Source organism: Allobosea sp. GW822-FHT03F07 (genome assembly GCF_058801345.1).
On the sequence record NZ_JBXAND010000001.1, the window covers coordinates 226731 to 250698 of the forward strand.

22 protein-coding genes are annotated in these 23968 nt (G+C 67.1%); 6 read left to right on the forward strand and 16 right to left on the reverse strand.

Annotated elements, in window-relative coordinates; translation table 11 throughout:
* Positions 1 to 69: 69 nt before the first annotated feature.
* Positions 70 to 1224: a glycosyltransferase gene (locus tag AC1RMY_RS01145; RefSeq protein ID WP_492862100.1), complete on the forward strand. Its 1155-nt coding sequence runs from the start codon at positions 70 to 72 to the stop codon at positions 1222 to 1224.
* The gene (locus AC1RMY_RS01150; protein ID WP_492862101.1) at positions 1221 to 1883 is read left to right on the forward strand and encodes a class I SAM-dependent methyltransferase; all 663 of its coding nucleotides are present in this window, start codon (positions 1221 to 1223) and stop codon (positions 1881 to 1883) included. The genes AC1RMY_RS01145 and AC1RMY_RS01150 overlap by 4 nt, the downstream gene beginning before the upstream one ends.
* A 23-nt stretch (positions 1884 to 1906) precedes the next feature.
* On the opposite strand, the gene AC1RMY_RS01155 is transcribed toward AC1RMY_RS01150, so the two are convergent.
* The 10 genes from AC1RMY_RS01155 to phnG form a co-directional block, all read right to left on the reverse strand.
* Entirely contained in the window at positions 1907 to 3421 is a 1515-nt protein-coding gene (locus AC1RMY_RS01155) for a methyl-accepting chemotaxis protein (RefSeq protein ID WP_492862102.1), read from the reverse strand.
* Positions 3422 to 3558: 137 nt separating this feature from the next.
* Positions 3559 to 4200: a transferase hexapeptide repeat family protein gene (locus tag AC1RMY_RS01160; protein ID WP_492862103.1), complete on the reverse strand. Its 642-nt coding sequence runs from the start codon at positions 4198 to 4200 to the stop codon at positions 3559 to 3561.
* A 31-nt stretch (positions 4201 to 4231) separates the two neighbouring features.
* Positions 4232 to 4930, reverse strand: a complete 699-nt coding sequence (locus AC1RMY_RS01165) for a DUF1045 domain-containing protein (RefSeq protein WP_492862104.1) — start codon at positions 4928 to 4930, stop codon at positions 4232 to 4234.
* On the reverse strand, positions 4927 to 6066 hold the full coding sequence (locus tag AC1RMY_RS01170; protein WP_492862106.1) for an alpha-D-ribose 1-methylphosphonate 5-triphosphate diphosphatase: 1140 nt from the start codon (positions 6064 to 6066) through the stop codon (positions 4927 to 4929). Before AC1RMY_RS01170 ends, AC1RMY_RS01165 begins: the two co-directional genes overlap by 4 nt.
* Before the next feature lie 2 nt (positions 6067 to 6068).
* Positions 6069 to 6764 (reverse strand): phosphonate C-P lyase system protein PhnL, encoded by a 696-nt coding sequence (phnL, locus tag AC1RMY_RS01175; protein ID WP_492862107.1) that lies wholly within the window; start codon positions 6762 to 6764, stop codon positions 6069 to 6071.
* 256 nt (positions 6765 to 7020) lie between these two features.
* Complete coding sequence (gene phnK, locus AC1RMY_RS01180; protein WP_492862108.1) at positions 7021 to 7827, reverse strand: phosphonate C-P lyase system protein PhnK; 807 nt, start codon at positions 7825 to 7827, stop codon at positions 7021 to 7023.
* The gene (locus AC1RMY_RS01185; protein WP_492862109.1) at positions 7824 to 8750 is read right to left on the reverse strand and encodes an alpha-D-ribose 1-methylphosphonate 5-phosphate C-P-lyase PhnJ; all 927 of its coding nucleotides are present in this window, start codon (positions 8748 to 8750) and stop codon (positions 7824 to 7826) included. Before AC1RMY_RS01185 ends, phnK begins: the two co-directional genes overlap by 4 nt.
* Entirely contained in the window at positions 8747 to 9931 is a 1185-nt protein-coding gene (locus AC1RMY_RS01190; protein ID WP_492862110.1) for a carbon-phosphorus lyase complex subunit, read from the reverse strand. The genes AC1RMY_RS01185 and AC1RMY_RS01190 overlap by 4 nt, the downstream gene beginning before the upstream one ends.
* A complete protein-coding gene (phnH, locus tag AC1RMY_RS01195) occupies positions 9932 to 10537 on the reverse strand; it encodes a phosphonate C-P lyase system protein PhnH (protein ID WP_492862111.1) in 606 nt (201 codons plus the stop codon).
* On the reverse strand, positions 10537 to 10986 hold the full coding sequence (phnG, locus tag AC1RMY_RS01200; protein ID WP_492862112.1) for a phosphonate C-P lyase system protein PhnG: 450 nt from the start codon (positions 10984 to 10986) through the stop codon (positions 10537 to 10539). The genes phnH and phnG overlap by 1 nt, the downstream gene beginning before the upstream one ends.
* Before the next feature lie 85 nt (positions 10987 to 11071).
* On the opposite strand from phnG, the gene phnF reads away from it, so the two are divergent.
* Together phnF and AC1RMY_RS01210 are read left to right on the forward strand one after the other, a co-directional pair.
* Positions 11072 to 11836 carry a phosphonate metabolism transcriptional regulator PhnF gene (phnF, locus tag AC1RMY_RS01205; RefSeq protein ID WP_492862113.1) on the forward strand — a complete coding sequence of 255 codons (765 nt, stop codon included), beginning with the start codon at positions 11072 to 11074 and terminating at the stop codon, positions 11834 to 11836.
* A gap of 104 nt (positions 11837 to 11940) precedes the next feature.
* Entirely contained in the window at positions 11941 to 13023 is a 1083-nt protein-coding gene (locus AC1RMY_RS01210; protein WP_492862114.1) for an alpha/beta fold hydrolase, read from the forward strand.
* A 35-nt stretch (positions 13024 to 13058) separates the two neighbouring features.
* Here the strand turns inward: AC1RMY_RS01210 and phnE (AC1RMY_RS01215) are convergent, their stop codons facing one another.
* The 5 genes from phnE (AC1RMY_RS01215) to AC1RMY_RS01235 all read right to left on the reverse strand — a co-directional run bounded on the left by phnE (AC1RMY_RS01215) (position 13059) and on the right by AC1RMY_RS01235 (position 17635).
* The gene (gene phnE / locus AC1RMY_RS01215) at positions 13059 to 13913 is read right to left on the reverse strand and encodes a phosphonate ABC transporter, permease protein PhnE (protein WP_492862115.1); all 855 of its coding nucleotides are present in this window, start codon (positions 13911 to 13913) and stop codon (positions 13059 to 13061) included.
* Complete coding sequence (gene phnE / locus AC1RMY_RS01220; protein ID WP_492862116.1) at positions 13910 to 14791, reverse strand: phosphonate ABC transporter, permease protein PhnE; 882 nt, start codon at positions 14789 to 14791, stop codon at positions 13910 to 13912. The genes phnE (AC1RMY_RS01215) and phnE (AC1RMY_RS01220) overlap by 4 nt, the downstream gene beginning before the upstream one ends.
* Before the next feature lie 204 nt (positions 14792 to 14995).
* A complete protein-coding gene (gene phnD / locus AC1RMY_RS01225; protein WP_492862117.1) occupies positions 14996 to 15913 on the reverse strand; it encodes a phosphonate ABC transporter substrate-binding protein in 918 nt (305 codons plus the stop codon).
* A 57-nt stretch (positions 15914 to 15970) separates the two neighbouring features.
* The gene (gene phnC, locus AC1RMY_RS01230; RefSeq protein WP_492862118.1) at positions 15971 to 16789 is read right to left on the reverse strand and encodes a phosphonate ABC transporter ATP-binding protein; all 819 of its coding nucleotides are present in this window, start codon (positions 16787 to 16789) and stop codon (positions 15971 to 15973) included.
* A 165-nt stretch (positions 16790 to 16954) separates the two neighbouring features.
* Entirely contained in the window at positions 16955 to 17635 is a 681-nt protein-coding gene (locus tag AC1RMY_RS01235) for a TetR/AcrR family transcriptional regulator (protein WP_492862119.1), read from the reverse strand.
* A gap of 66 nt (positions 17636 to 17701) precedes the next feature.
* Between AC1RMY_RS01235 and AC1RMY_RS01240 the strand changes: the two genes are divergently transcribed.
* Both AC1RMY_RS01240 and AC1RMY_RS01245 read left to right on the forward strand, forming a co-directional pair.
* Positions 17702 to 18817 carry an efflux RND transporter periplasmic adaptor subunit gene (locus AC1RMY_RS01240; RefSeq protein ID WP_492862120.1) on the forward strand — a complete coding sequence of 372 codons (1116 nt, stop codon included), beginning with the start codon at positions 17702 to 17704 and terminating at the stop codon, positions 18815 to 18817.
* Positions 18814 to 21900, forward strand: coding sequence for an efflux RND transporter permease subunit (locus AC1RMY_RS01245; RefSeq protein ID WP_492862121.1), 3087 nt, complete (start codon positions 18814 to 18816; stop codon positions 21898 to 21900). Before AC1RMY_RS01240 ends, AC1RMY_RS01245 begins: the two co-directional genes overlap by 4 nt.
* A gap of 24 nt (positions 21901 to 21924) precedes the next feature.
* Here the strand turns inward: AC1RMY_RS01245 and pbpC are convergent, their stop codons facing one another.
* A complete protein-coding gene (gene pbpC, locus AC1RMY_RS01250) occupies positions 21925 to 23964 on the reverse strand; it encodes a penicillin-binding protein 1C (RefSeq protein ID WP_492862122.1) in 2040 nt (679 codons plus the stop codon).
* Positions 23965 to 23968: the final 4 nt, after the last annotated feature.

Here is a 23968-nt window from a genome sequence, read left to right on the forward strand (position 1 = left end):
TCTGCGAGTGCGGTCTTTCCATGCAATGGCGGCTTGACCTTCGGCGCCGCATCGGACTGATGTCGCGCCATGGCCCGCCCCAAGCTTCTCTTCGTCGCGACCGAGGACTGGTTCTTCGCGTCGCATTTCCTGCCGATGGCGCGGGCTGCGCGCGAGCTGGACTTCGATGTCGCGGTGATCGCGCGCGAACGTCACCATCGCCGCGCCATCGAGGCGACGGGTGCGCGGCTCATCGCGCTCGAGGCGGAGCGCCGCAGCCTCGATCCGCGGGCGCTGTTTCGCCAGATCATCGCGCTCCGGCGGCTGATCGAGGCCGAGCGGCCGCATATCCTGCATTGTATTGCGCTGAAGCCGATCGCGCTCGCTGGATTGGCGGGCAAGCTCGCAGGCGTGGATCGGCGTGTCTACGCCTTGACGGGCCTGGGCTTCCTCGGCGCGAAGCAGGGCGCGGGCGCCGCCGCTGCCCGGATGGCCGCGAGGCTCTGGCTGCGCGAAGCGATCGACGGACCGCAAGTCCGCTTCCTGTTCGAGAATCCGGATGATCCGGTCATGCTCGGGCTTGATCCGCAGGATGTCGGCAAGGTCGCGATCGTCGGCGGCGCGGGCGTCGATCCGCTGATCCTGATGCCGGAGCCGATGCCGGCGACGCCGCCGTTCAAGGTCGCGCTGGTCGCGCGCATGCTGTGGTCGAAGGGGATCGATCTCGCGGTCGAGGCAGTGAAGCTGGCGCGGGCCGAAGGGGCGCGGGTCGAGCTCACCATTCATGGCGCGCCGGACCCGTCCAACCCGAAGGCGATCCCCGAGGACACCCTGAAGCGATGGGCCTCGCGGCCGGGCATCAACTGGGCCGGGCCGACGCGGGACATCGAAGGCGTCTGGCGCGAGCACCACCTCTGCATCCTGCCGTCGCGGGGGGGCGAAGGCCTGCCACGCACCATCTTGGAGGCGGCCGCCTGCGGGCGACCGATCCTGACGACGGATGTGCCGGGGTGCCGCAGCTTCGTGCGCGACGGGCAGGACGGCATGGTGGTGGCGGTGGACGATGCCGCGGCGCTGGCGCGGGCTCTGATCGTGCTCGCCCGCTCGCCGGCGCTGGCCGAACGCATGGGGGCCAGCGCGCGGGCTCGGGTGATCGACGGGCATACCGAGCGCGACGTCATGAATGCGGTCAAGGCGCTCTATCGTGGGCTGCTCAGCCGACCTACCACGGATGTCGCGGCATGAGCGCGCCCGCCGCCTTGCTCGACAGGCGCGGGTTCATCCTCGCGCATACACGTCTCCTGCCGGTGCCCCATGCGCCGGAGATCGGCCTGTACGTCGCGCAGGAGGCGACCGAACTCTGGCAGAAGACCGAGGACGAACTGGCCACGATCGGCCTGCCGCCGCCGTTCTGGGCCTTTGCCTGGGCGGGCGGACAGGCGCTGGCGCGCTATCTGCTCGACGATCCCGGGATCGTGCGCGGCCGGCGCGTGCTCGACTTCGCCAGCGGCTCCGGTCTGGTCGCCATCGCGGCGGCGAAGAGCGGCGCGGCCAGTGTCGAGGCCTGCGACATCGATGCCTTCGCCGCCGAGGCAATCACGATCAACGCCGCCGCGAATGACGTCGCGATCACGGCCAGGCTCGACGATCTCGTCGGTCGGGACGAAGGCTGGGACGTCGTCTGCGCCGGCGACGTCTGTTACGAGCGGTCGATGGCCGAAAGCGTGATCGCCTGGCTGAACGAGCTTTCGTCGCGGGGGACGCGGGTGCTGATCGGCGATCCCGGCCGCAGCTATCTGCCGAAGGACCAGCTGGAACCACTCGCGAGCTACGCCGTGCCGGTGACGCGCTCGCTCGAGGATGCCGAGATCAAGCACAGCACGGTCTGGCGGCTGAAGGCGTAAGGCCGTCGCCGCTCGTTAGCCCCTCACGCCGCCCGGCGGGCCGGGGAGGGCATGGCGACGACGCGGCTGTCCTGCGTGCGGAAGCTCGAGATCAGCCGGTTGAGCTGTTCGATCTGGTCGAGCAGCGTGCGGGCGGAGGCTGCGCTCTGCTCGGCGAGCGCCGCGTTCTGCTGGGTGATGTCGTCCATATGCGCGACGGTCTGGCTCATTTCGTCGATGCCGTTGGCCTGTTCGCCGGAGGCGCTGGCGATTTCCTCGACCGTGGTCGAAACCCGCGCCGAGGCGTCGACGATCTGTTCGAGCGTCTCGCCGGCCAGCCGGACGAGCTTTACGCCCTCCGTGACCTCGGCATCGGAGGAGGCGATCAGCCCGGTGATGTCCTTGGCGGCGTCGGAGGAGCGCTGCGCGAGCGCGCGGACTTCCGCTGCGACCACCGCGAAGCCACGCCCGGCATCGCCGGCGCGGGCGGCCTCGACGGCTGCGTTCAGCGCCAGGAGGTTGGTCTGAAAGGCGATGCCGTCGATGACGTCGGTAATCTCGGAGATCTTCCGGGAGGCCGCCTCGATGCGCGTCATGGCCTCGGTCGCGTCCTTGACGATGGTGCCGCCGGTGCGCGCGATTCTGGTCGCGTCATCGGCCAGCGCCACCGATCGGCGCGAGGCCTGGGCCGAGGTCTTGACGGATGCGGCGAGCTGTTCGGTCGTCGCCGCGCTTTCCTCCAGCGCCGACGCCTGCTGCTCGGTGCGTGATGAAAGGTCCTCCGCGCCGGAGTTGATCTCCTGGGAGGAGGCCGCGATGGCGGCCGAACTCGACTTGATCGTCGAGATCATCTGCTCGAGCCGCGACATGGCTTCGTTGAAATTGTCGCGGATCAGCGCATATTCCGCGGGAATGTCATGTCCGATGCGGAAGGTCAGGTCGCCCTTGGCGAGTGCCGCCATCCCCTCGCTGACATAGCCGACGGCCTTCTCGCGCTCGGCCGCCTTGGCGGCTTCGACCACGCGGGCTTGCTCCTCAGCCTCGATGCGGGCCGTCTCCGAGGCCCGCAGGTAGACAGAGATCGCATAATCCATATCGAGCAGCGCCGCCTTGACGATCGCGCTGATCTCGGCGCCGCGTTCGGCTGCGCCTTCGCTCTTGCCGCCGAACCGGCTCTTCGGCCAGCGCGCGGCGACGATCTCCGTGATCAGCTTCTCCAGGATCAGGGCGTAGCCGCCGATGTACCAGCGTGGCTCCAACCCGATGCGGGCGTGGGTCTCGCCGACCATGGTGACGGCGGAGACATAGGTCTCGTCGAATTGGGCCCGGGCGATGCGGTCCCAATGCGAAGACTGGCGTTGCTTGGCTGCATCGATGTGCTTGTCGTCGCGGAAGAAGCGGCTGGTCTCCGGCGATTTGCGGACCTGGGCGTAGAATGCGTCGAGGGCGTCGGGGAGGGCCGCCGCGATCATGTCGTGCATGCCGTTGATCCGCTCGCGCGTACGCGCATCGAGCCGCATGAAGGAAAGGCGGCTGTTGAGATGATCCGACGACGACATGTGATGTTCCCGAATCTACAGCGCCGACCGTCGGCACCCGACTCGATAGGAAACCAGTTTGGTTAATTTCTAATCACCGCGGCGCTTGATCTGGATCAATTCGACACATCCGGATGGGCTGCCCCGCTGATCGATGCTCAGGTGCCGTTGGCGAGCGCGCCGCCTTCATATCGGTCGAGAAACTCCTCGACGGAGAGGCTGCGAAAATCGTCGAGCGCGTCGCGCAACCGGGAATGATCCCAGTCCCACCAGCCGAGCGCGATCAGCCTGTCGGCGATCGCGGCGGGGAAGCGCGAGCGGATCGGCTTCGCCGGGTTGCCAGCGACGATGGTGTAGGGCGGAACGTCCTTGGTGACGATGGCGCCCCCGGCGACGACCGCGCCCGTGCCGATATTGCGCCCGGGCAGGATGATGGCGCCGTGGCCGATCCAGACGTCGTGGCCGATCGTCACCGGGGCCGAGCGCCGCCAGTCGAAGAAGGCCGCGTCGTCCTGCACATCATCGAAATAGGCGCTGGCGCGATAGGTGAAATGCGACTGGCTGGCGCGCTGCATGGGGTGGTTGCCGGGGTTGATCCGGGTCATCGCGGCGATCGAGCAGAACTTGCCGATGGTCGTGTAGATGATGTTGGAATCATTCACGACATAGGAGTAGTCGCCCATCGTCGACTCGATGAAGCTCGTCCGGGCGCCGATCTCGGTATAGCGCCCGAGCGTCGCCTGCCGCACGCTGGCGGTGGGGTCGATCACGGGTTCGAGCCCGAGTTTCTTGGCTGCCATGTGGTGTCCCCCAGAGAGGCGTCTATTCGGCTCACTGACCGAGCGCAAAGCTGTCGAGCAGGCGGAAGCGGCTGTCACGGTCGTCCTGCCTGAACAGGGCCAGCCGGTCGATCGCGACCGGAGCGGCCGGCACGGCTGCGGCATGGGCCTGCGACAGAGCCGAGGTAGTGCCGGCAACATCGTCCTGCGGCAGCGGGCCGGTCAGCGTCATGTGGAAGCGGAAGGCGTCGCCGACATAGGGGTAGCCATAGGCTTCGAGATAGGCGCGATGGGCGGGCGTCAGCGGGCTCGCGAGCCGGCGTTCCAGATCGGCGGCGCTGAGCGCGGCCCTGAAGGGCTCGAACGCCTGGACGATGTCGAAGGCGAATTTCTGCAGGGCCGGGCTCGGCTCGGCCGGCGTCAGGGCGACGAAGCGGCCGAGCGCGGTCACCGCGAGCCCGGCCAGCGGAACGGCCGAGAGCCCCGCCGCGATCTGACGGGTGAAGGCGCGCAGTTGCCCTTCACTGCGGCCATTGGCCAGCTCGAAGGGCGCTTTCAGCGTCGCATGGAAACCGTAGCGGCGCGGCTCGGCGGTGAGATCGGGCCAGGCCGCCGCATCGCGGCCGGGCGGGATGGCAAAGGCGACATCCTCGCCGGTCAGGGCGTCATAACCCAGCGTTGCGCAGCCAAAGCGCCAGAGCGGGCTGTCGGCTGCAGGGGCGTAGTAGAGGGCGTAGCGCGGCGTGCTCAAAAGGCGCGCTCGCCTTGCGACCAGACGGCGGCGATGACCGGGGTCGGGCCTAGCGCCTTGAAGCGCAGGAGGTCGGCGCGCAACCCGGCGCGGAGATGGCCGCGATCCTTGAGGCCGAGGATATCCGCGACCTTCCAGGTCACCATGCCCATGGCTTGCGGCAGGGCGATGCCGTGGCTGTCGTGCAGTTTCAGCACGGCCTGCAGCAGGCTTGCCGGCACATAGTCGGAGGAGAGTCCGTCGAGCAGGTCCTTCTCGGCGAGCTCCGCGACCGAGACGCCGCCGGAATGCGAGCCGCCGCGCACGACATTGGGGGCACCCGCAATGGTGGCGAGGCCACGCTGCTTGGCGGCGGCGGCGGCCTCGACAGTGGTCGGAAATTCCGAGATCACCGCGCCCGAGGCGAGCCCCTCCTCGACATGCTCGACGGTGGTGTCGTCATGGGTCGCGATCGGGATGCCGCGGGCGCGGAACATCTCGACGACGGCGTTCCAGTTCCGGCCCACATTGGCGGCGCCTTCCTGCTGGCGCACCACGACATCCTCCTCGAACTCGGCCACGGTCTTGCCGTTGCCGACCGCATAGGTCTTGAGGTGTTCGAGGTTGCGCCACTGCCGCTGGCCGGGCGTGTGGTCCATCAACGAGACGAGCTGGACGAGATCGTCGTCCTGATATGGCTCGATGTCCTTGAGCAAGTCGGGGCTGGTCAGCTCGCAGCGCATGTGGATGCGGTGGTCGATGCGGAACACGCCTTCGCGCCGGCCTTCGGCCAGGGCCTTCATCACATCGGCGAAGATGTCCTTGCGGTAGTCTTTGGCGGAGAAGGGCGTGCCTGCGCAGATCGCGTCATAGACGGTGGTGACGCCGGCGGCCGCCATCTGCGCATCATGGACCAGCGCCGCCGCCAGCCCGTTCGGCCAGAAGACCTTTGGGCGGGGCATGAAGTGCTTTTCCATGTTGTCGGTGTGCATCTCGACGAGACCAGGCGCGACATAGTCGCCGCCGATGTCGATCGCCGACGGCAGGGAAGACAGGCCCTGATCGACGGCGGTGATGCCCGAGTTGTCGAAGGCGATCGTTCCGGTGACGATCTCGTCTTCGAGGATCAGGCGGGCATTGGTCAGAACGGTCTGCATCTTCAGGCCTTCCGGAAAGCGGTGATGTCGAGATAGCGCGTCGCGACCTTCTCGCGGACGGCCTCGTCGTGGAATATCCCGACGATGGCCGAGCCCTTAGCACGGGCTTCGGCGATCAGCTCGACGACGACGTCGCGATTGGAGGCGTCGAGCGAGGCGGTCGGCTCGTCGATCAGCATGATGGCGGAGGGATCGACGAAGGAGCGGGCGATGTTGACGCGCTGCTGCTCGCCGCCGGAGAAGGTCGCCGGGGCGAGGTTCCAGAGCCTCTCGGGCAGGTTGAGGCGCGCCAGCATCGACTTGGCCCGCTCGCTGGCTGCCTCCGGTGTGGCGCCGCGCGCGAGCAATGGGTCGCGGACGATGTCGAGTGCGCTGACGCGCGGGATCACCCGGAGGAATTGCGAGACGAAGCCGAGCGTGCGGCGGCGGATGTCGAGCACGGTGCGCGGCACGGCTTGGACGATGTCGATCGGGCGACCGGCATGGGTGATGTGGATATGGCCGGAGGTCGGCCGGTAATTGCCGTAGAGGATGCGCAGCAGGCTCGATTTACCGGCTCCGGACGCTCCGGCGAGCACGAGCGCCTCGCCGGCCTCGACGCTGAAATTGACGTCGTCGAAGACGGGCAGCCGCACCCCGCCCTGATTGTGCAGGGTGAAGGCCTTGGCGACGTTCTCGACGCGAATCATCGTGGTCATGGGATCCAAAATCCTGGGATCAGTGCCTTGTGCGGGCGGGGTGACGCGGATGTGACGGGAAGGGGCGGCGCAACCTCCGCCTGTTTGGCTTCGGGCAACCCTTCATCCGCCGCCGTGTCGCCGGGCTGGGCCGCACCCTGCCCGAGAGCGAGGCGATCCAACTCGTGCCCAGCCTTCTGCCGGTCATCGCCCGGCTCCGTCGATGAGGACGGAGGCGGGCCGGAAAATCCCGACCAGGGCGGGTGGACGAAGCCGCTCATACGCTGAGCACCGCCGATGTCAGAAGCTGCGTGTAGGCGTGGTGGGGATCGTCGAGAACCTGGTCGGTGAGGCCCTGCTCGACGACATGGCCGTCCTTCATCACCATCAGTCGGTCGGTGAGGAGGCGCGCCACGGCGAGATCGTGCGTGACGATGATCGCCGCCAGCCCGAGATCGCGCACGAGCACGCGCAGCAGGTCGAGCAGGCGGGCCTGGACGGAGACGTCGAGGCCGCCGGTCGGCTCGTCCATGAAGACGAGGCGCGGCTCCGAGACCAGGACGCGGGCGATCTGCAGGCGCTGCTGCATGCCGCCGGAGAACTGGCGCGGGCGGTCGTCGATGCGCGAACCGGCGATCTCGACGCGGGAAAGCCAGTCGAGGGCTCGCTCGCGGATCTGGCCGTAATGCCGGTCGCCGCGATCCATCAAGCGTTCGCCGACATTGCCTCCGGCCGAGACGTCCATGCGCAACCCGTCGCGCGGGTTCTGATGGACAATACCCCAGGCGGTCCGCATCAGCCGGCGGCGCTCCTGCTCGGGGACGGAGTAGATGTCGAGCGGTTCAGTGCCGCCCCGGAACAGCACTTCGCCCTCGTCGGGCTGGTCGATGCCGGCGAGGCAGCGCAACAGAGTCGACTTGCCGGAGCCGGATTCGCCGACGATGCCGAGCACCTCACCCGGCCAGAGGTCGAAGGAGACGTCCTTGCAGCCGATGCGCTCGCCATAGAAGCGCGAGACGCCGGCGACGGAGAGCAGCGGGGCGGGTTCGAGGGCGGTTTCGGGGAAGGTCGCGTGGACGGTCATGATTTGCTCTCCTCGACCAGCCCGCTCGCCGTCGCATCGCCCAACATCGCGCCGCGATGGCCGGCCTCTCGGCGCGTTTCGCAATGGTGGCTGTCGGAGCAGACGAACATGCGCTTTCCCTGGTCGTCGATCACGACCTCGTCGAGATAGGAATCGTCCGCGCCGCAGAGCGCGCAGGGCTCGGACCAGCTCTGGATGCGGAAGGGGTGGTCCTCGAAATCGAGGCTGCGCACGCTGGTATGCGGCGGCAGGGCGTAGATGCGCTTCTCGCGGCCCGCCCCGAAGAGCTGCAGAGCCGGCGACATGTGCATCTTCGGGTTGTCGAATTTCGGGATGGGCGAGGGCGCCATGATGTAGCGGCCATTGATCATCACCGGGTAGTCATAGGTCGTCGTCACCTCGCCGAAGCGGGCGATGTTCTCGTAGAGCTTGACCTGCATCAGCCCGTATTCGGCCCAGGCGTGCATCTTGCGGGTCTCGGCCTCGCGTGGCTCGAGCTTGCGCAGCGGCTCGGGCTGCGGGACCTGGTAGACAATGACCTGGCCCGCCGAGAGCGGCGCTTCCGGGATGCGGTGCCGGGTCTGGATGATCGTCGCCTCGGCCGTCGCCTCGGTGGTGCGGGCGTCGGCGGTCTTCTCGAAGAAGCGGCGGATCGAGACGGCGTTGGTGGTGTCGTCGGCGCCCTGGTCGATGACCTTGAGCGTGTCCTGTGGCCCGATGATCGCGGCGGTCACCTGGATGCCGCCGGTGCCCCAACCCCGGGCGAGCGGCATCTCGCGCGAGCCGAACGGTACCTGATAGCCGGGCACCGCGACGGCCTTGAGCAGGGCGCGGCGGATCATCCGCTTCGTCTGCTCGTCGAGATAGGCGTAGTTGTAGGCGGGGCTCGTGTCGTCGCCCGGCAGGGTCTGATGAACGGTCATTCCGCGGCCTCCGGCAGCTCGTTCGCGTCCTTGGCCAGACGCTCCTCGCGCTCGCGGTGAATGCGGCGGATCAGTTCGAGTTCGCCCTGGAAATCGACATAATGCGGCAGCTTGAGGTGCTCGACGAAGCCGGCCGCCTCGACATTGTCGGAGTGGTAGAGCACGAACTCGTCCTGCTGCGCCGGGTATTCCGCCGCCTCGCCGAACTCGCGGCATTTCAGCGCCCGGTCGACCAGCGACATCGACATCGCCTTGCGTTCGCTATGGCCGAAGGCGAGGCCGTAGCCGCGGGTGAATTGCGGGGGCACGTCCTTTGAGCCGGCGAACTGATTGACCATCTGGCATTCGGTCAAAGTGACCTCGCCGAGATCGACGGCGAAGCCGAGTTCCTCGGGCACGAACTCGACCGCGACCTCGCCGACGCGGATCTCGCCGACGAAGGGGTGGCTGTTGCCGAAGCCGCGCTGGACGGAATAGCCGAGCCCGAGCAGGAAGCCCTCGTCGCCGCGCGCCATGGATTGCAGGCGGACATCGCGATCGGCCGGAAACGAGACCGGCTCGCGCGTCAGGTCGAAGGGACGGGGGTCGCCTTCGGGCGGGGTCTCCGGTTCCATCAGCCCTTCGGCGCCGAGGATGTCGGGCACGCGCGGCATGTGAGCGTCGAGGGGGGCATGCAGGCCGTCATGCTCGGGCTTAACCCGAGCATCTCCGGACGAGTGAGACTGTGCTTGCTGGGCAGAGATGGTCGGGTCAGGCCCGACCATGACGTTCTGGTCGTCCATCAGCGCGAAATCGAACAGCCGGTGGGTATAGTCATAGGTCGGGCCGAGCACCTGTCCGCCAGGCAGGTCCTTGTAGGTCGCCGAGACGCGGCGGCGGATCGCCATCCGTGCGGTGTCGAGCGGTTCCGACGAGCCGAAGCGGGGCAGCGTCGTGCGATAGGCGCGCATCAGGAACGCGGCTTCGATGACGTCGCCCTGCGCCTGCTTCAGCGCCAGCGCAGCAAGATCGCCGTCATAGAGCGAGCCCTCGTTCATGACACGGGCGCAGGCGAGCGCCTGCTGCTCGCGGATCTGCGCGACGGAGATTTCAGGCACGCGAGGGTCGCCGCGCCTTGCCTCGGCGACCAGATCATGCGTGGCGAGGATCGCGGCCTCGCCGCCCTTGACTGCGACGTACATCTACCGGACCTCCTCGATCTGCGTCGAGCGTGGCAGGCCGATCGCGGCATCGCCGTGAGCCAGGAGCAGGTCAATGCCGATCGGGTAGCGGGCGTTGTTGGCCGCGACCTCGGTCCAGAAGCCGGCCCGCAGTCCGGCCGGAGCGATCACGCGGGAGCCGGCGATGCCCGGACCCGCCAGGATCACGGCCTTGCCGCCGTCGAACGCCGCGCACTGCACGATGACCGTCGTCGAGCGGTCGGGAAACTGGTCGTTGCCGGCATCGAAGGCTGACAGCGCCGGCTCGGGCGAGAGCCCGTCGATCACCGCAAAGGTCGCCCTGCTGGGGTCGCTCACCAGCGCCGCGCCGCAATGGAAGCGCAGCCAGGTGCCGGCCGGGCCGTCGCGCAGCACAGACGGCAGCCAGATCGGGGTTTCGTAGTCGGCCAGCGTCAGCAGGGCGGTCGCGGTCGCGGCCTGCAGGCCGTCTGGCGGTGGCGCGACGCCGACCGCGACGCACTGCCTCGTCCCCGGTTCGGCGAGGGCGGCCAGCAGCGCGCGGAAGGCGCCTTGCGACTGGAAGACGGGATCCGAGAAGCCCGGGCCGATCAGTGTGTCCGTTGTCATCAGGCGCCCCTGACCAGCGTGAAGAAATCGACCTTGGTGGCGGCGGCCTTGCGCGAGGCGAGGTCCCGGGCGGCGCTTTGCCGGTCGGCCAGATCATGGACGGAACGGTGCAGGGCGCTGTCCGGCGCTTCCGCCTGCAACCTCGCGTCGAGAATGGCGGCGAGGTGGGCCTTGCGGGCGTCGCGGCCGAGCGCATAGGCAAAGCCCATCGCGCCATCGTCGAGCCGAACGATGCAGCGCGTCACGGTCGCCTCGCCGAGGTTGAAGCGGCGGCCGGCGCCACCGGCGCGACCCTCGACCATCACAGTGCCGGTTTCGGGGGCCTTGAGAATGTCGTGGCGAGGAAGCTCGGCGCCGACGAGTTCGGTGATCTCGCTCCGCGTGGCGCGGGCGAGGATCGCCATCCAGCGCTGCCTTGAGGTTTTCTCTGCGGTTTGGGCCGTCATCATTATCTGCCGTCTGGTCGCCCGCTAATGTCTAGACTATAATAGGCTGGTCGCGAGGAAAGGTCTATACATTTTGCATGACGCTTTGGTGACTGATGCGAGCGAGCCCGCCGAGGCCGGGACGGCCGATAGCGGGACGGCCTGGCGCCGGATCGCGGACGAACTCGCCGGCTCGATCGGCAAGGGCGAGTATGCAGCGGGCGATATCCTGCCGGCGGCAACTGCCCTCGCCGAACGCTACGGCGTGCATCGGCACACGGTGCGGCAGGCCTTCCGGCATCTGGCCGAGCAGGGTCTCGTCACGGTCTCGCGCGGGCGCGGTACGCAGGTCAGCAGCCGGCGCGTGCCCTATCCGCTGGGCCGCCGCGTGAGCATGCGCGCCAATCTCGGCCGGATCGGCATGGTCGGGTCGAGCGCCGTGCTGACGACGGATCAGATCGAGGGTGAGGCCGAAACCTGCGCGACTTTGGGACTCGAGCCCGGCGCGGCGCTGTGGCGGCTCGAAGGCCTGAGCCTTGCCGACGGCACGCCGATGGGCACCGGAACGCACTGGCTTTCGGTTGCGCGCTTTCCCGGTTTCGACGCGGCCTATCGCGCGGCGGAAGGATCGATGACGGCGGCACTGAAGGCCTGCGGCGTCACAGATTATGTCCGCCTTTCCACGCGCCTTACCGCGCGGCTTGCCGGAGAAAGCGAGGCGGAACTTCTGCGGATCGAGCCCGGAGCGCCGGTGATGGTGTCGGTGGCGGTCGATGCGCTGCCGGACCTGACGCCGATCCACCTCGTCAGCAGCGTCTTCGCCGGCGAGCGCATGGAGATGGTGGTCGAGCCGTTCAGCGAAGAAGCGCGCTAGCACGCCCGGCTGGCGTGCCTTGCGCCGGCACGGGTTCGGCGCAATGCTCGGAAGGGGAACACGCGACGCCAAGATCGCGCGGAAACCGATCCGAGGAGACCATCATGATCCGTCTGACCGGGCTGCTGCGCGCGGCCGCTCTCGTCGTTTCCTGTGGCCTGGCGCCGTTCGCGCTCGCCGCGGATTATCCGGCGCCCAAGCGCGGCGTGTGGGTGGCGAAGGATTTCCGCTTTCACACGGGCGAGACATTTCCGGAAATCAAGCTTGGCTACGCCACGGTCGGCGAACCCACGGGCGAGCCGGTGGTGATCCTGCATGGGACGGCCGGCTCGGCCGCCAGCATGCTGACCCCGGCCTTCGCCGGCGAGCTTTTCGGTGCCGGACAGGCGCTCGACGCCAGCAAATACTACATCATCATTCCCGATGCGATCGGGGCCGGAACTTCCTCGAAGCCGTCGGACGGGCTGAAGGCGCGGTTCCCGCGCTATAACTACGACGACATGGTCACCGCCCAGCACAGACTCGTGAAGGAGGGTCTCGGCATCAGGCATGTCCGTCTCGTGCTCGGCAATTCGATGGGCGGCATGCAGAGCTGGATGTGGGGCGTGAAATATCCTGACTTCATGGATGCTCTCGTACCAATGGCCTCTCAACCGACCGAGATGTCGAGCCGCAACTGGATGATGCGGCGGATGATCATCGATGCCGTCCGCAATGATCCGGAGTGGAGGGGAGGGGAATATACCGCGCAGCCGCCGGCGTTCCGCATCGCCAATGTCTATTTCGGGATCGCGACCAGCGGCGGCACCCTCGCCTACCAGCAGCTGGCGCCGACGCGGGAGGCTGCCGACAAGCTGCTCGACGAGCGGCTGAAGGCGACGTTCAGCGCCGATGCCAACGACTTCCTCTATCAGTGGGACTCTTCGCGCGACTACAATCCCTCGCCCAGGCTCGACGCCATCAAAGCGCCGGTGCTCGCGATCAATGCGGCCGATGACGAGCGCAATCCGCCCGAGACGGGCATCATGGAGCGCGAGCTGAAGCGCCTCGGCAATGCCAGGCTCCTGTTGATCCCGGCGAGCGCCGAGACGCGCGGCCATGGCACCACGGGCATGGCGAAGTTGTGGGCAAAGGATCTGGCGGACTGGCTGCCGACAGTGCCGAAGCGTCCGGCAGGCAGCAATTGAGGGCAGCCCCCGCTTCGGAAGCGGGGGCTGCCCCGTCACACCGCCCGCTGCCCTATGATCGCGAAGCGCAGCCTGGCCGAGAGGAAATCGATCGCGGTAACGGCGGCGAGGATCAGCAGGATCAGGAAGGAGACCTGCTGCCATTCCAGCGTGCGGATGGTCTCAGCCAGATAGAGCCCGATGCCGCCGGCGCCGACGATGCCGATGATGGTCGAGGAGCGGGTGTTCGACTCGATGTAGTAGAGCACCTGGCTCGCGATCACCGGCAGCACCTGCGGGATCAGGCCGAAGCGAATCTCGTGCAGCTTGCCGCCGCCCATCGATGTGACGCCTTCGACCGGCTTGCGGTCGGCGGATTCGATGGCTTCGGAGTAAAGCTTGCCGAAGGCGCCGATATCGCTGGTCATGATAGCGAGCATGCCGGCGAAGGGGCCGAGGCCCACGACATTGATCCAGATCAGCGCCCAGATCAGCGCGTCGACGCCGCGCACCGTATCGAGCGAACGCCGGGCGAGGAAATGCACGATCCTGTTGGCGACGACATTGCGGGCGGCGATGAAGCCGAGCGGAAAGGCGAGGATGGCCGCCAGGATCGTGCCGAGGAAGGCGATCGCGATGGTCTCGAACAGCGCCTTCACAAAGATGATGGCGCGGGCGAAGGAGCCGGGATCGGGCGGCAGCATCAGGACCACGAAGGTGCCGAGGTTGCCGAGCCCGGACAGGATGCGCCAGAGCGAGACCTCGAAGGTGCTGACGCCATAGACGAAGAGGGCGAGCATGACGGCGACGACCGCGATCGTGGTCAGCTTCGTCTTGAGCGAACCGTCGATGGCAGCCTGGTGGCGGGCGACGAGCGCGGCCTGCTCGGCCGGGGAGAGGGCGAGGCTCATTTGCCGTGCTCCAGGCTGAGGAGGGCGTGGCGCAGCCGCTCGGTGCCGTAGTCGATCAGCATCACGGTCACGATGATCAGCAGCAGGATGGCGCTGACATCGGTGAAGTAGAATTTGCGGATGGCTTCGATCAAGTCCTGGCCGATGCCGCCGGCGCCGACGAAGCCCATGATCGAGGCGCCGCGGACATTGATCTCGAAGCGCAGCAGCGAATAGCTGGCGAAGTTGGAGAGCACCTGCGGGACGACTGCGAAGCGGATCGTCTGCCACCAGCCGGCCCCGGTAGCGGTCAGGCCGTCGACCGGCTTCATGTCGATGTTCTCGACGACCTCCGAGAACAGCTTGCCCATCGCGCCCATGGTGTGGATGGCGATGGCGAGCACGCCCGGCAAGGGCCCGAGCCCGAAGGCGATGACGAAGATCAGCGCGAAGACGATCTCCGGTACGGTGCGGCAGAATTCTAGGAAGCGCTTGGCGGTGAAGCGCAGCCAGCCCGAGCGGCCCAGATTTGCGGCGGCGACGAAGCAGAGCAGGAAGCCCCCGAGCGCGCCCAGGATCGTACCGGTATAGGCGATCAGGATGGTCTGCCAGAGCAGCCTGAGCCAGCCCTTCCAGCCCCAGAACCACTCGGCGAAATCGGCGCCGAGGCTGTTCCAGCGCAGGACCGGCATGGTCTCGAGGATGTATTTCGGGAAGCGCCAGGCGTTGTCGACGAATTTGCCGAGGTCGACTTCGGAGCCGATGGCGGCGAGCCAGACCAGGGCGGCGAGCACGGCCGCGCCGAGCAACGTCTGGCGGCGCTTGGCAGCCATCTCGCGGCGATAGCCGTCCGCACGGGCGCGGATCGCGGGGTCGTTGCTGTCGATCGCGAGGGTCATGAAGGGTGTTCCCTTAGCCGCGTGAGGCGCGGGGAACCCTCTCCCATAGGGAGAGGGCAGGGTGAGGGGGCGGCCGGAAAACCAGTTGCCTGAGTAGAGAGCCGGTGAGCGAGGCCAACCTCGAAACGGCCTTCACCTCACCCCTGCCCCTCTCCTTACAGGAGAGGGGTTTCCCGCGCCGAACTTGGCGAGCGATACGGTATCTTACGAGGACTTCTTCTTGCGGAGAGCGTCGACGAACTTGTTCAGCTCGATGATCGGGTCGTAAGCCTTGTTGTCGACGGCGACCAGCGGGCCCTGCTTGCCTTCATAGATCTTGTCGAAAGCGACCTTGTCCTTGGTGGCGAGGTTGAGCACCGCGTCCTTGATCTTGGCCTTCAGATCGACCGGCAGGTCGGTGAGGTAGGCCATCGGCGAGTTCACGATCTGCTCGGACTTGTAGATGATCCGGAAGTCCTCGGCCTTGACCATGTTCTTGCGGGCCATGCGCAGGAGGTTCGATTCCTGCTCGTCGTTCCACCAGTTGGCGGCGACGTCGACCGTGCCCTGGCCGAGGGCGATGACGGCGTTCTCATGGCTGCCGGTGTAGACGACCTTGCCGAAATAGGTCTCGGGTTCGATCTTCATGCCGTCGAGCGCGAAGCGCGGGACGTTGTTGCCCGAGGTCGAATTCGGGTCGACGAGGCCGAGGTTCTTGCCCTTCAGATCCTCGATCTTCTGATAGGGCGAGTCCTTCTTCACATAGAAGACCGAGTAGTAGCCCTTGGTGCCGTCGATGTTGGTCTCGATGGCGAAGGCGTCAATCTTGGCGCCGGTCATGAGCGCGCGGGCGAAGGAGGAGGGGCCGTACATGCCGATATGGATGTTGCCGGCGCGCTGTCCTTCGATGAGGGCGGCGTAGTCGCTGGCGATGCGCAGCGTGACTTTGGTGCCGAGCTCCTTCGACAGGTAGTTCACGAAGGGGGTGTAGCGCTCGACGACGCCCGAGGCGTTCTCGGCCGGGATGATCGCGAAGACGATCTCCGGATACTTCGCCTTCCAGTCCTGGGCGAAGGCAGGGGTCGCGAGCGAGGCGGCGAGAGAGGCCGCGGCGAGCGTCAGGGTAAGACGGCGGGTCAGCATGGTTTGCTCCTGGTGTTGGGGTAACGTCGGGTGCCCCGGGCGAGCCGGGGCCGGGACTCAGGCGACGGTCCGTTTGGCGCGCTGGGCTTCTTCGCTGGCGATGGCGTCGAGCTGGTCGAGCGCCTCGGCGCCGGCGTCTTTGGCCTCGATGCCGTAGAGGCTCGCCGCGACGTCCTTGGTGAGTTGATGCGGCGGGCCGTCGAAGACGACCTTGCCGGCGGCCATGCCGATCAGGCGGTCGCAGTATTTCGACGCGATATCGAGGTGGTGCAGGTTCGAGACGACGGTGATGCCGTCCTCGCGGTTGATCCGGAACAGGGCGTCCATGACGACCTGCGTGTTGCGCGGGTCGAGCGAGGCGATCGGCTCGTCGGCGAGGATGATCTTCGGCTGCTGCACCAGGGCGCGGGCGATGGCGACGCGCTGCTGCTGGCCGCCCGAGAGGGTTTCTGCGCGCTGGGACAGGAGATGGCCCATATCCAGGCGCTCGAGCGCCGCAATCGCGCGGATCTTGTCGTCGCGGGAGAAGCTCTTGACCAGCGTCAGCGCGGCGGAGCGATGGTTCAGCCGGCCGAGCAGGACATTGGTCAGCACGTCGAGGCGGCCGACGAGGTTGAACTGCTGGAAGATCATCGCCGTGTCGCGGCGCCAGCCGCGCAGGGCGGCGCCCTTCAGCGCGGTTACGTCGCGCTCGCCGGAGACGATACGACCCTCGCTCGGATCGGCGAGACGGTTCAGCATGCGCAGCAAAGTCGATTTGCCGGCTCCGGACCGGCCGATGACGCCGACCATCTCGCCCTTGGGGATGGACAGGGTGACGTTGTCGACGGCAGCCTTGCCGCCGAAGCGCTTGGTGAGGCCTTCGATGCGCAGCATGACGGCGTTCTCGCTTGCGGGACGAGCATGAATTTGGCCCGAGGCAGCAGGATGCCGTCGGGTTCACGCTGTTTCATGCCAGGAGAGCTAGCCAGCGCAGATGACAGGCTGGTGACAGGTCCAGCCGACGTCGAGCGCTGTGGGCGGTGATCGTCTCGGCAGGCCTCAGGCGCCGCGTAGCAAGAGCTCCACACAGGCCCGCACATAGTCGCTGCGGCCCGCCGCGGTCGCGGGCTTGATGCTCAGCAGGCCGCGGACCTGATGGAAACCGCGGAGCATGCCGATGAATTGTTCGGCCAGGATGCGCGCGCTTTCGTCGTCGAGCGGCTTGGCGAGCCCATCACCGATTCGTGAACGCTGCACCAGAAGCGTCGAGAGGTCGTGGAGCATGCGCTTCGCGCCAGCCTCGTAGGCGATGTGGCCCAGCTCCGGAAAGCGCACGGCGGCGCTCATCACGAGGCGGTGGAGGTCGAGCGAGGCCGGGTGCAGCATCATTGCCAGCGTATCCTCGCCGAGGCGCGTCAGAGTGCTGCGGAGATCTCCTTCAGATATCGATTTACGCAGCGGAATCGTAAGTCTTTCAGTGAGTTCGGTGCAGATCGCCTTGAACAGCGCTTCCTTGTCGGCGAAGTGGCTGTAGATGGTCTGCTTGGAGACGCCTGCACGCTGCGCGATCTGGTCCAGGGTAACCCTGTCGAAGCCCTCGGCGAGGAACATCTCGGAGGCCGCCTGGGTGATCGCATCGTGCTTGTTCGGCCGAGCCTTTTCGGACGGCAAGCGTCTTGCATCGGGAGCCTCGGTCGCGGAACCTTGCGACGTGGCCATGACTGTCATGTTTACGCCCATCGGGCCCCTTATCAAACTGGACCGTCCAGTCTAAGATAAACGCGCAACACCGGAGCGTCCAGTTCTATGAAGCGGCTTGTCTACCTGCTCCTGATCATCGGCCTAGCCGGCGGTGGCTATTACGGTTATCGCCACTTCAAGCAGGGCAGCGCACCCGCGCAGGCCGCGGCCCCGGCCGCACGTGCCGCAGGTGTCCCTGTCGAGGTCGCCAAGATCGAGCGGGCGACGGTCAACGAGGAGGTCGAGGCGCTCGGCACCCTGGCCGCTGACGAGTCGGTCGTGATCGCTCCCGAAATCGCCGGCCGCGTGATAGCGCTCGGCTTCAAGGAAGGCGAGCGCGTCGAGAAGGGACAGCTTCTGGTCAAGCTGGACACGGCGATCCTCGATGCCGAACTCAAGCAGTTGCAGGCCGATCTCGGCCTCGCCCGCGACACCTTCGAGCGCAATCGCTCGCTGAACCAGCGCGGCGTCGGAACCCAGGTGGCCTATGACGAGGCGACGGCGAAGCTCGCGGCTGCGGAAGCTCGGGTACAGTTGTCGCAGGCAAAGCTCGCGCAATCGGCGATCATGGCGCCGTTCAGCGGCGTGGTAGGATTGCGCTCGGTCAGCGTCGGTGACTTCGTCGCTGTCGGCAAGCAATTGATCACCCTGACCAATATCGACCCGATCAAGGTCGATTTCCGCGTGCCGGAGATCTTCCTGGCGCAGGTCAAGCTGGGCCAGACCATCAGCCTCAAGGTCGATGCGGTGCCGGGGCGCGAGTTCCAGGGACGGATCTTCGCCGTCGATCCGGTGGTCGACGTCAATGGCCGCGCGATCAAGCTCAGGGCGACCGTACCCAATGGCGATCTCGTGTTGAAGCCGGGCTTGTTCGCCCGCATCACCATCGTCGTCGACCGGCGCGAGAACGCGATGCTCGTTCCTGAATCGGCGGTCGTGCCGGATGGCGTCGGCAAGATCGTCTACATCGTCGACAACGGCAAGGCGAAGCGCGTTCAGGTCGAGCTGGGCAAGCGCCTGCCGGGCAAGGTCGAGATCGTGAAGGGGCTGACGCCGCAGATGCTGGTCGTCAGCTCCGGCCAGATGCGCCTGCGCGAGGGCTCGACCGTCTCGATCAAGAATGCCCAGCCCCCGGTACAGACGAGCGCGCTGCCCGGCTCCTCGCCGAGCGCCCAGCAATGAGCCTGTTCGAACTCTTCGTCCGCCGCCCCGTCCTCTCGACGGTGCTGAGCCTGCTCGTCCTGCTGATCGGCGCGGTGTCCTATACCCGCCTGACGGTGCGCGAATATCCGAACATCGACGAGCCGATCGTCTCGGTCCGCACCGTCTATACAGGCGCGAGTGCGGAGATCATCGAGACGCAGGTGACGCAGATCCTGGAGAACTCGATCGCCGGCATCGAAGGCATCGAGATCATCTCCTCGACCAGCCGCCAGGAGCAGAGCAACATTTCCGTGCGCTTCCGGCCGGACGTCGATCCCGACGTCGCCGCATCCGACGTGCGTGACCGCGTCAGCCGCGTGCGCGGCCGCATGCCGACCGAGATCGACGAGCCGATCATCGCCAAGGTCGAGGCCGACGCCCAGCCGATCCTGTTCCTGTCGCTGGTCAGCTCCCGGCACAATCCACTCGAACTGACCGATTTCGCCGACCGCTTCATCACCGACCGCGTGCAGAACATCACCGGCGTCGCCGAGGTGCAGATCCGCGGCGAGCGCCGCTACGCGATGCGCATCTGGCTCGATCGCGCCCGGATGTCGGCCTACAACATCACTGTTCAGGAGATCGAGGCGGCGGTCCGCGCCCAGAACGTCGAAATTCCGTCCGGCCGCATCGAGAGCAACAACCGCGAATTCACCGTTCTCTCGCAAACCGGGCTGACGACGCCCGAGCAGTTCCAGCAGATCGTCGTCAAGGACGCGAGCGGCTTCCCGATCAAGCTGCGCGACATCGCCCGTGTCGAGCTCGGTGCGCTCGCAGAGCGCAACGCCGCCTGGTTCTCGGGCAAGCCGTCGGTGACGATCGGCATCGTGAAGCAGGCGACGGCCAACCCGCTCGACGTCTCCGCCGGCGTACGCGCGGCCCTGCCCGAAATCATCGAGGACCTTCCCGATGGCATGACCATCGCGACGTCCTACGACACCTCGGTGTTCATCGACCGCTCGATCAAGGCCGTCTACAGCACCGTGCTCGAGGCGGTGGTGCTCGTCGTCCTGATCATCTTCATCTTCCTGCGCTCGGTGCGCGCGACCCTGATCCCGCTCGTCACGATCCCGGTCTCGCTCGTGGGCTCCTTCGCGCTGATGTATGCGCTCGGCTTCACCGTGAACACGCTGACGCTGCTCTCGATGGTGCTGGCGATCGGCCTCGTCGTCGACGACGCCATCGTCGTGCTCGAGAACGTCCATCGGCATATCGAGGACGGCATGGAGCCCAATGCGGCGGCCATCAAGGGCATCAACGAGATCGCTTTCGCCGTCATCGCGATGACGCTGACGCTCGTCGCGGTCTACGCGCCGATGGCGTTCTCGACCGGCCGCACGGGCAAGCTGTTCGTCGAGTTCGCGCTCACGCTCGCCGGCGCGGTGCTGGTTTCAGGCTTTGTCGCGCTGACGCTGACGCCGATGATGTGCGCCAAGCTGCTCAAGCACGATCATTCGCATGGCTGGCTGTACAATCTGCTGGAAGGCGGCTTCAACGCGATGTCGCGTGGCTACAAGGCCTCGCTGCGGGGCGCGCTGTCCGTGCGCCCGCTGATCGTGCTGTTCGCGCTCTGCGTCGCGGGCGGGAGTTATTTCTTCTTCACGAATCTGCGCTCTGAACTGGCGCCGGTCGAGGATCGCGGCAGTTTCACCGTCATCGGCGTCGCCCCGGAAGGCTCGACGATGGCCTTCACCGCGGAATATGCGCGGCGGGCGGAGGAATTCTTCAGGCAGTATCCGGATGTCGACACCAATCTCGTGATCGTCGGCTTTCCGGACGTGACGCGCGCCATCGCCTTCGCCCGGCTGAAGCCTTGGGAGGAGCGCTCGACCAAGCAACAGGCGATGGTGGCGGACATCAGCCGCAACCTGTCGCAGGTGCCCGGCATCAGGTTGTTCGCGAACAATCCGCCCTCGCTCGGGCAGGGTGGCGCCAACAGCAAGCCGGTTGAGTTCGTGCTGCGCTCCTCCGAGCCCTATGAGCAGATCAAGGGCTATGTCGACGCAGTGCTGGCGGAGGTCGCCGGTTCGCCGGTGCTGACCAATCTCGAATCCAACCTCATCCTCGACAAGCCGCAGATCAAGGTTTCGATCGACCGGCAGCGCGCCGCCGATCTCGGCGTCGGCGTCGACGTCATCGGTAGGACCATGGAGACACTGCTCGGCGGCCGCCAGGTCACGCGCTTCAACATGAATGGCGAGCAATACGACGTCGTCATCCAGGTCGGCGGCGAGGACCGCAATACGCCGCAGGCCCTGCAGTCGATCTATCTGATGGGGCGCAGCGGCGCCGTCGTGCAGCTCTCCAGCGTCGTCAAGATCGAGGAGACGGTCGCGCCGAAGGAGCTGATCCGCTTCAACCAGCTTCGCTCGGCGACGATCACCGCCATTCCCTCGCCGGGCTATTCGCTCGGCGACGCGCTGAACGTTCTGGAGCAGGCCGCGGCCAAGGTGCTGCCGAAGACGGTGCAGATCGACTATTCCGGACAGAGCCGCGAGTTCAAGCAGTCGGGCGCCTCGATCGCGATCGTCTTCCTGCTGGCGCTCGGCTTCATCTACCTCGTGCTCGCGGCGCAGTTCGAGAGCTTCATCGACCCCGTGGTGATCATGGTCTCGGTGCCGCTGTCCCTGACGGGCGCACTGGCCGCGCTCTACTTCACCGGCGGGACGATGAACGTCTACAGTCAGATCGGCCTGATCACGCTCGTCGGTCTCATCACCAAGCACGGCATCTTGATCCTGGAGTTCACTAACCAGCTTCGGGAAGAGGGCAAGGAGATGATCGAGGCGCTGGTCGAGGCGGCCGAGCTTCGCCTGCGGCCGATCCTGATGACCACGGGCGCGATGGTGCTGGGCGCAGTGCCGCTGGCGCTCGCCCATGGCGCCGGGGCCGAGAGCCGCTCGCAGATCGGCTGGGTCATCGTCGGTGGCATGACCTTCGGCACGTTGCTGACGCTCTATGTCGTGCCGGTCGCCTATTCCTATCTGGCGCGGAGCAAGCATGGCAGTCGCGGGACGGCTCATGCCGAAGCGTCGGCCGCGCATCCGCAGCCGGCGGAATAATCCCGCTCGCAATGACGGGAAAGGCTATTGCAGCCTGACCGAAACGCTTTCGCTCGCGCCGGTGCCGTCGATGACCGAAATCCGCATGAAGCCCTTGCCCGGTGGCTGCCAGACGGCTTCGCGTCGCCGGGTCGGGCTGAGTACCGGCGCGCCATCGACGAGCCAGGTATAGGGCGGGGCACCGCCCGCAGCCTTGAGGTTGAGCTGGGCCCGGCCGTCGTTGGCCGAGGCGGCGAGGTCGATCCGTGCGCCTTCGGGGGGGAAGGCGAGCTTGAGCGTCGGGGTCGCCATGGCCGCTACCGTCTTGGGCACGTCCTGGCGCAGATGGCGCAGCGGCGGCGGCAGATGCGTGCTGGTCGCGACGATGCTGTCGGGCGGCTGCGGGAAGGGGCGCGGATCGATGCCGAGTCGGGCGAAGGCGTCGAACAGGATCGGCGCCGCGACGGTGCGGCCGACGAGACCGGGCACGGCGCCGTTGTCGGCCCGCCCGACCCAGACGCCGATCGTATGCCGGCGGTCGAAACCGACCGCCCAGGCGTCGCGATAGCCATAGGAGGTACCGGTCTTATACGCGATACGACCGGGCACGGCGTTGAGCGGCGGCGGCGCGCCGAGCAGCGTGTCGGCGACATACCAGGCGGCGACCGGCTCGACGAGGCGCGGCGATGCAAGGCTCGGGCGTCCGGCCTCAGCCCTGACTCGTAGCTCCGGCACCTCGCCGCCGCGCGCGAGCCCGACATGGAGCCGCGTTAGGTCCTGCAGCGTGATGCCGAGCCCGCCGAGGCCGACCGCGAGGCCGGGCGGGCCGCCTTCCTTGGGCATCGCTACGGCGACGCCGGCATCGCGCAGGCGCGACAGGAAACGTTGTGGGCCGAGCGCTGAGAGCAGTTCGACGGCCGGCACGTTGAGCGAGAGCTGGAGTGCCTTTCGGGCCGAGACCATGCCCTGAAAGGTCATGTCGAAATTCTCGGGGACGTAGATGCCGTAGCGCGCCGGCCGGTCTTCCAGCATCGTCTCGGGATGGGCGATGCCGTTGTCGAAGGCGAGCGCATAGATGAAGGGCTTAAGCGCCGAGCCCGGCGAGCGCAGGGCCCGCGTCAGGTCGAGCGAGCCGGCGCGTTCCGCGGCGAAGTAGTCGACGCCGCCGACAGAAGCGCGCACCTCGCCGGTCTCGTTGTCTACCGCGAGGATGGCGATCGAGACCTGCGGAGCGAGGCCGAGGCTGCGCTCGCGGGCGAGGCCCTCGAGCCCGGCCTGGAGGCGGGCATCGAGGCTCAGGCGATGGCTGCGCGCGGCGGGCGCCTCGGCCACGACCTGCTCGGCGACATGTGGCGCTAGGTTGGGGAAGGGCTTGCGGGCGGTCGGCAGCGGCTCCTCGCGCGCAGCCGCAACCTCGGACGCCGTGGCGAGGCCGGCCTTCTCGACGCGGGTGAGCACGCGGTCGCGCGCCTTGCGCGCGGCATCGGCATAGCGGTCTGGCCGCCGCGTCTCAGGCGATTGCGGCAGGGCGACGAGCAGGGCGGCCTCTGCGGTCGAAAGCCGCTTCGGCTCCTTGCCGAACCAGGCGAAGCTCGCGGCCCGCACACCTTCGAGATTGCCGCCGAAAGGGGCCAGGGTGAGATAGAGATCGAGGATCTGCGCCTTGCTGAAGCGGCGCTCCAACTCGGTGGCGCGCACGATCTGCCGGATCTTGGCGGAGAGGGTGCGTTCCTCGCGCGGCTCCAGCAGCCGCGCCACCTGCATGGTCAGGGTCGAGCCGCCGGAGACGATGCGGCCGTTCAGCATCATCTGGCCGGCGGCGCGGGCGAGGCCGAACGGGTCAATGCCGGGATGGCTGTCGAAGCGCTTGTCCTCGAAGGCCTTGAGCATGGCGAGATAGCGCGGATCGACATCATCGACGCTAACCGGCAGCTTCCAGCGGCCATCGGCGGTGAGGAACGGGCGCAGCAGCCTGCCCTCGCGGTCGAGCACGACGGTCGAACGGTCGGTGGCTGCGGCGAGGTCGAGCGGGGGGAGGGAGTGGGCGTAGAGGGCAAGCGCGGCTGCGGCGGCGGTCGCAAGCAAAGCA

What these genes read in the sequence shown, in the direction of transcription:
- AC1RMY_RS01145 (WP_492862100.1), top strand. Translation starts at nt 70, where the DNA reads ATGGCCCGCCCCAAGCTTCTCTTCGTCGCGACCGAGGACTGGTTCTTC.
- AC1RMY_RS01150 (WP_492862101.1), top strand. Translation starts at nt 1,221, where the DNA reads ATGAGCGCGCCCGCCGCCTTGCTCGACAGGCGCGGGTTCATCCTCGCG.
- AC1RMY_RS01155 (WP_492862102.1), bottom strand. Translation starts at nt 3,421, where the DNA reads ATGTCGTCGTCGGATCATCTCAACAGCCGCCTTTCCTTCATGCGGCTC.
- AC1RMY_RS01160 (WP_492862103.1), bottom strand. Translation starts at nt 4,200, where the DNA reads ATGGCAGCCAAGAAACTCGGGCTCGAACCCGTGATCGACCCCACCGCC.
- AC1RMY_RS01170 (WP_492862106.1), bottom strand. Translation starts at nt 6,066, where the DNA reads ATGCAGACCGTTCTGACCAATGCCCGCCTGATCCTCGAAGACGAGATC.
- phnL (WP_492862107.1), bottom strand. Translation starts at nt 6,764, where the DNA reads ATGACCACGATGATTCGCGTCGAGAACGTCGCCAAGGCCTTCACCCTG.
- phnK (WP_492862108.1), bottom strand. Translation starts at nt 7,827, where the DNA reads ATGACCGTCCACGCGACCTTCCCCGAAACCGCCCTCGAACCCGCCCCG.
- AC1RMY_RS01185 (WP_492862109.1), bottom strand. Translation starts at nt 8,750, where the DNA reads ATGACCGTTCATCAGACCCTGCCGGGCGACGACACGAGCCCCGCCTAC.
- AC1RMY_RS01190 (WP_492862110.1), bottom strand. Translation starts at nt 9,931, where the DNA reads ATGTACGTCGCAGTCAAGGGCGGCGAGGCCGCGATCCTCGCCACGCAT.
- phnH (WP_492862111.1), bottom strand. Translation starts at nt 10,537, where the DNA reads ATGACAACGGACACACTGATCGGCCCGGGCTTCTCGGATCCCGTCTTC.
- phnG (WP_492862112.1), bottom strand. Translation starts at nt 10,986, where the DNA reads ATGATGACGGCCCAAACCGCAGAGAAAACCTCAAGGCAGCGCTGGATG.
- AC1RMY_RS01210 (WP_492862114.1), top strand. Translation starts at nt 11,941, where the DNA reads ATGATCCGTCTGACCGGGCTGCTGCGCGCGGCCGCTCTCGTCGTTTCC.
- phnE (WP_492862115.1), bottom strand. Translation starts at nt 13,913, where the DNA reads ATGAGCCTCGCCCTCTCCCCGGCCGAGCAGGCCGCGCTCGTCGCCCGC.
- phnE (WP_492862116.1), bottom strand. Translation starts at nt 14,791, where the DNA reads ATGACCCTCGCGATCGACAGCAACGACCCCGCGATCCGCGCCCGTGCG.
- phnD (WP_492862117.1), bottom strand. Translation starts at nt 15,913, where the DNA reads ATGCTGACCCGCCGTCTTACCCTGACGCTCGCCGCGGCCTCTCTCGCC.
- phnC (WP_492862118.1), bottom strand. Translation starts at nt 16,789, where the DNA reads ATGCTGCGCATCGAAGGCCTCACCAAGCGCTTCGGCGGCAAGGCTGCC.
- AC1RMY_RS01235 (WP_492862119.1), bottom strand. Translation starts at nt 17,635, where the DNA reads ATGGGCGTAAACATGACAGTCATGGCCACGTCGCAAGGTTCCGCGACC.
- AC1RMY_RS01240 (WP_492862120.1), top strand. Translation starts at nt 17,702, where the DNA reads ATGAAGCGGCTTGTCTACCTGCTCCTGATCATCGGCCTAGCCGGCGGT.
- AC1RMY_RS01245 (WP_492862121.1), top strand. Translation starts at nt 18,814, where the DNA reads ATGAGCCTGTTCGAACTCTTCGTCCGCCGCCCCGTCCTCTCGACGGTG.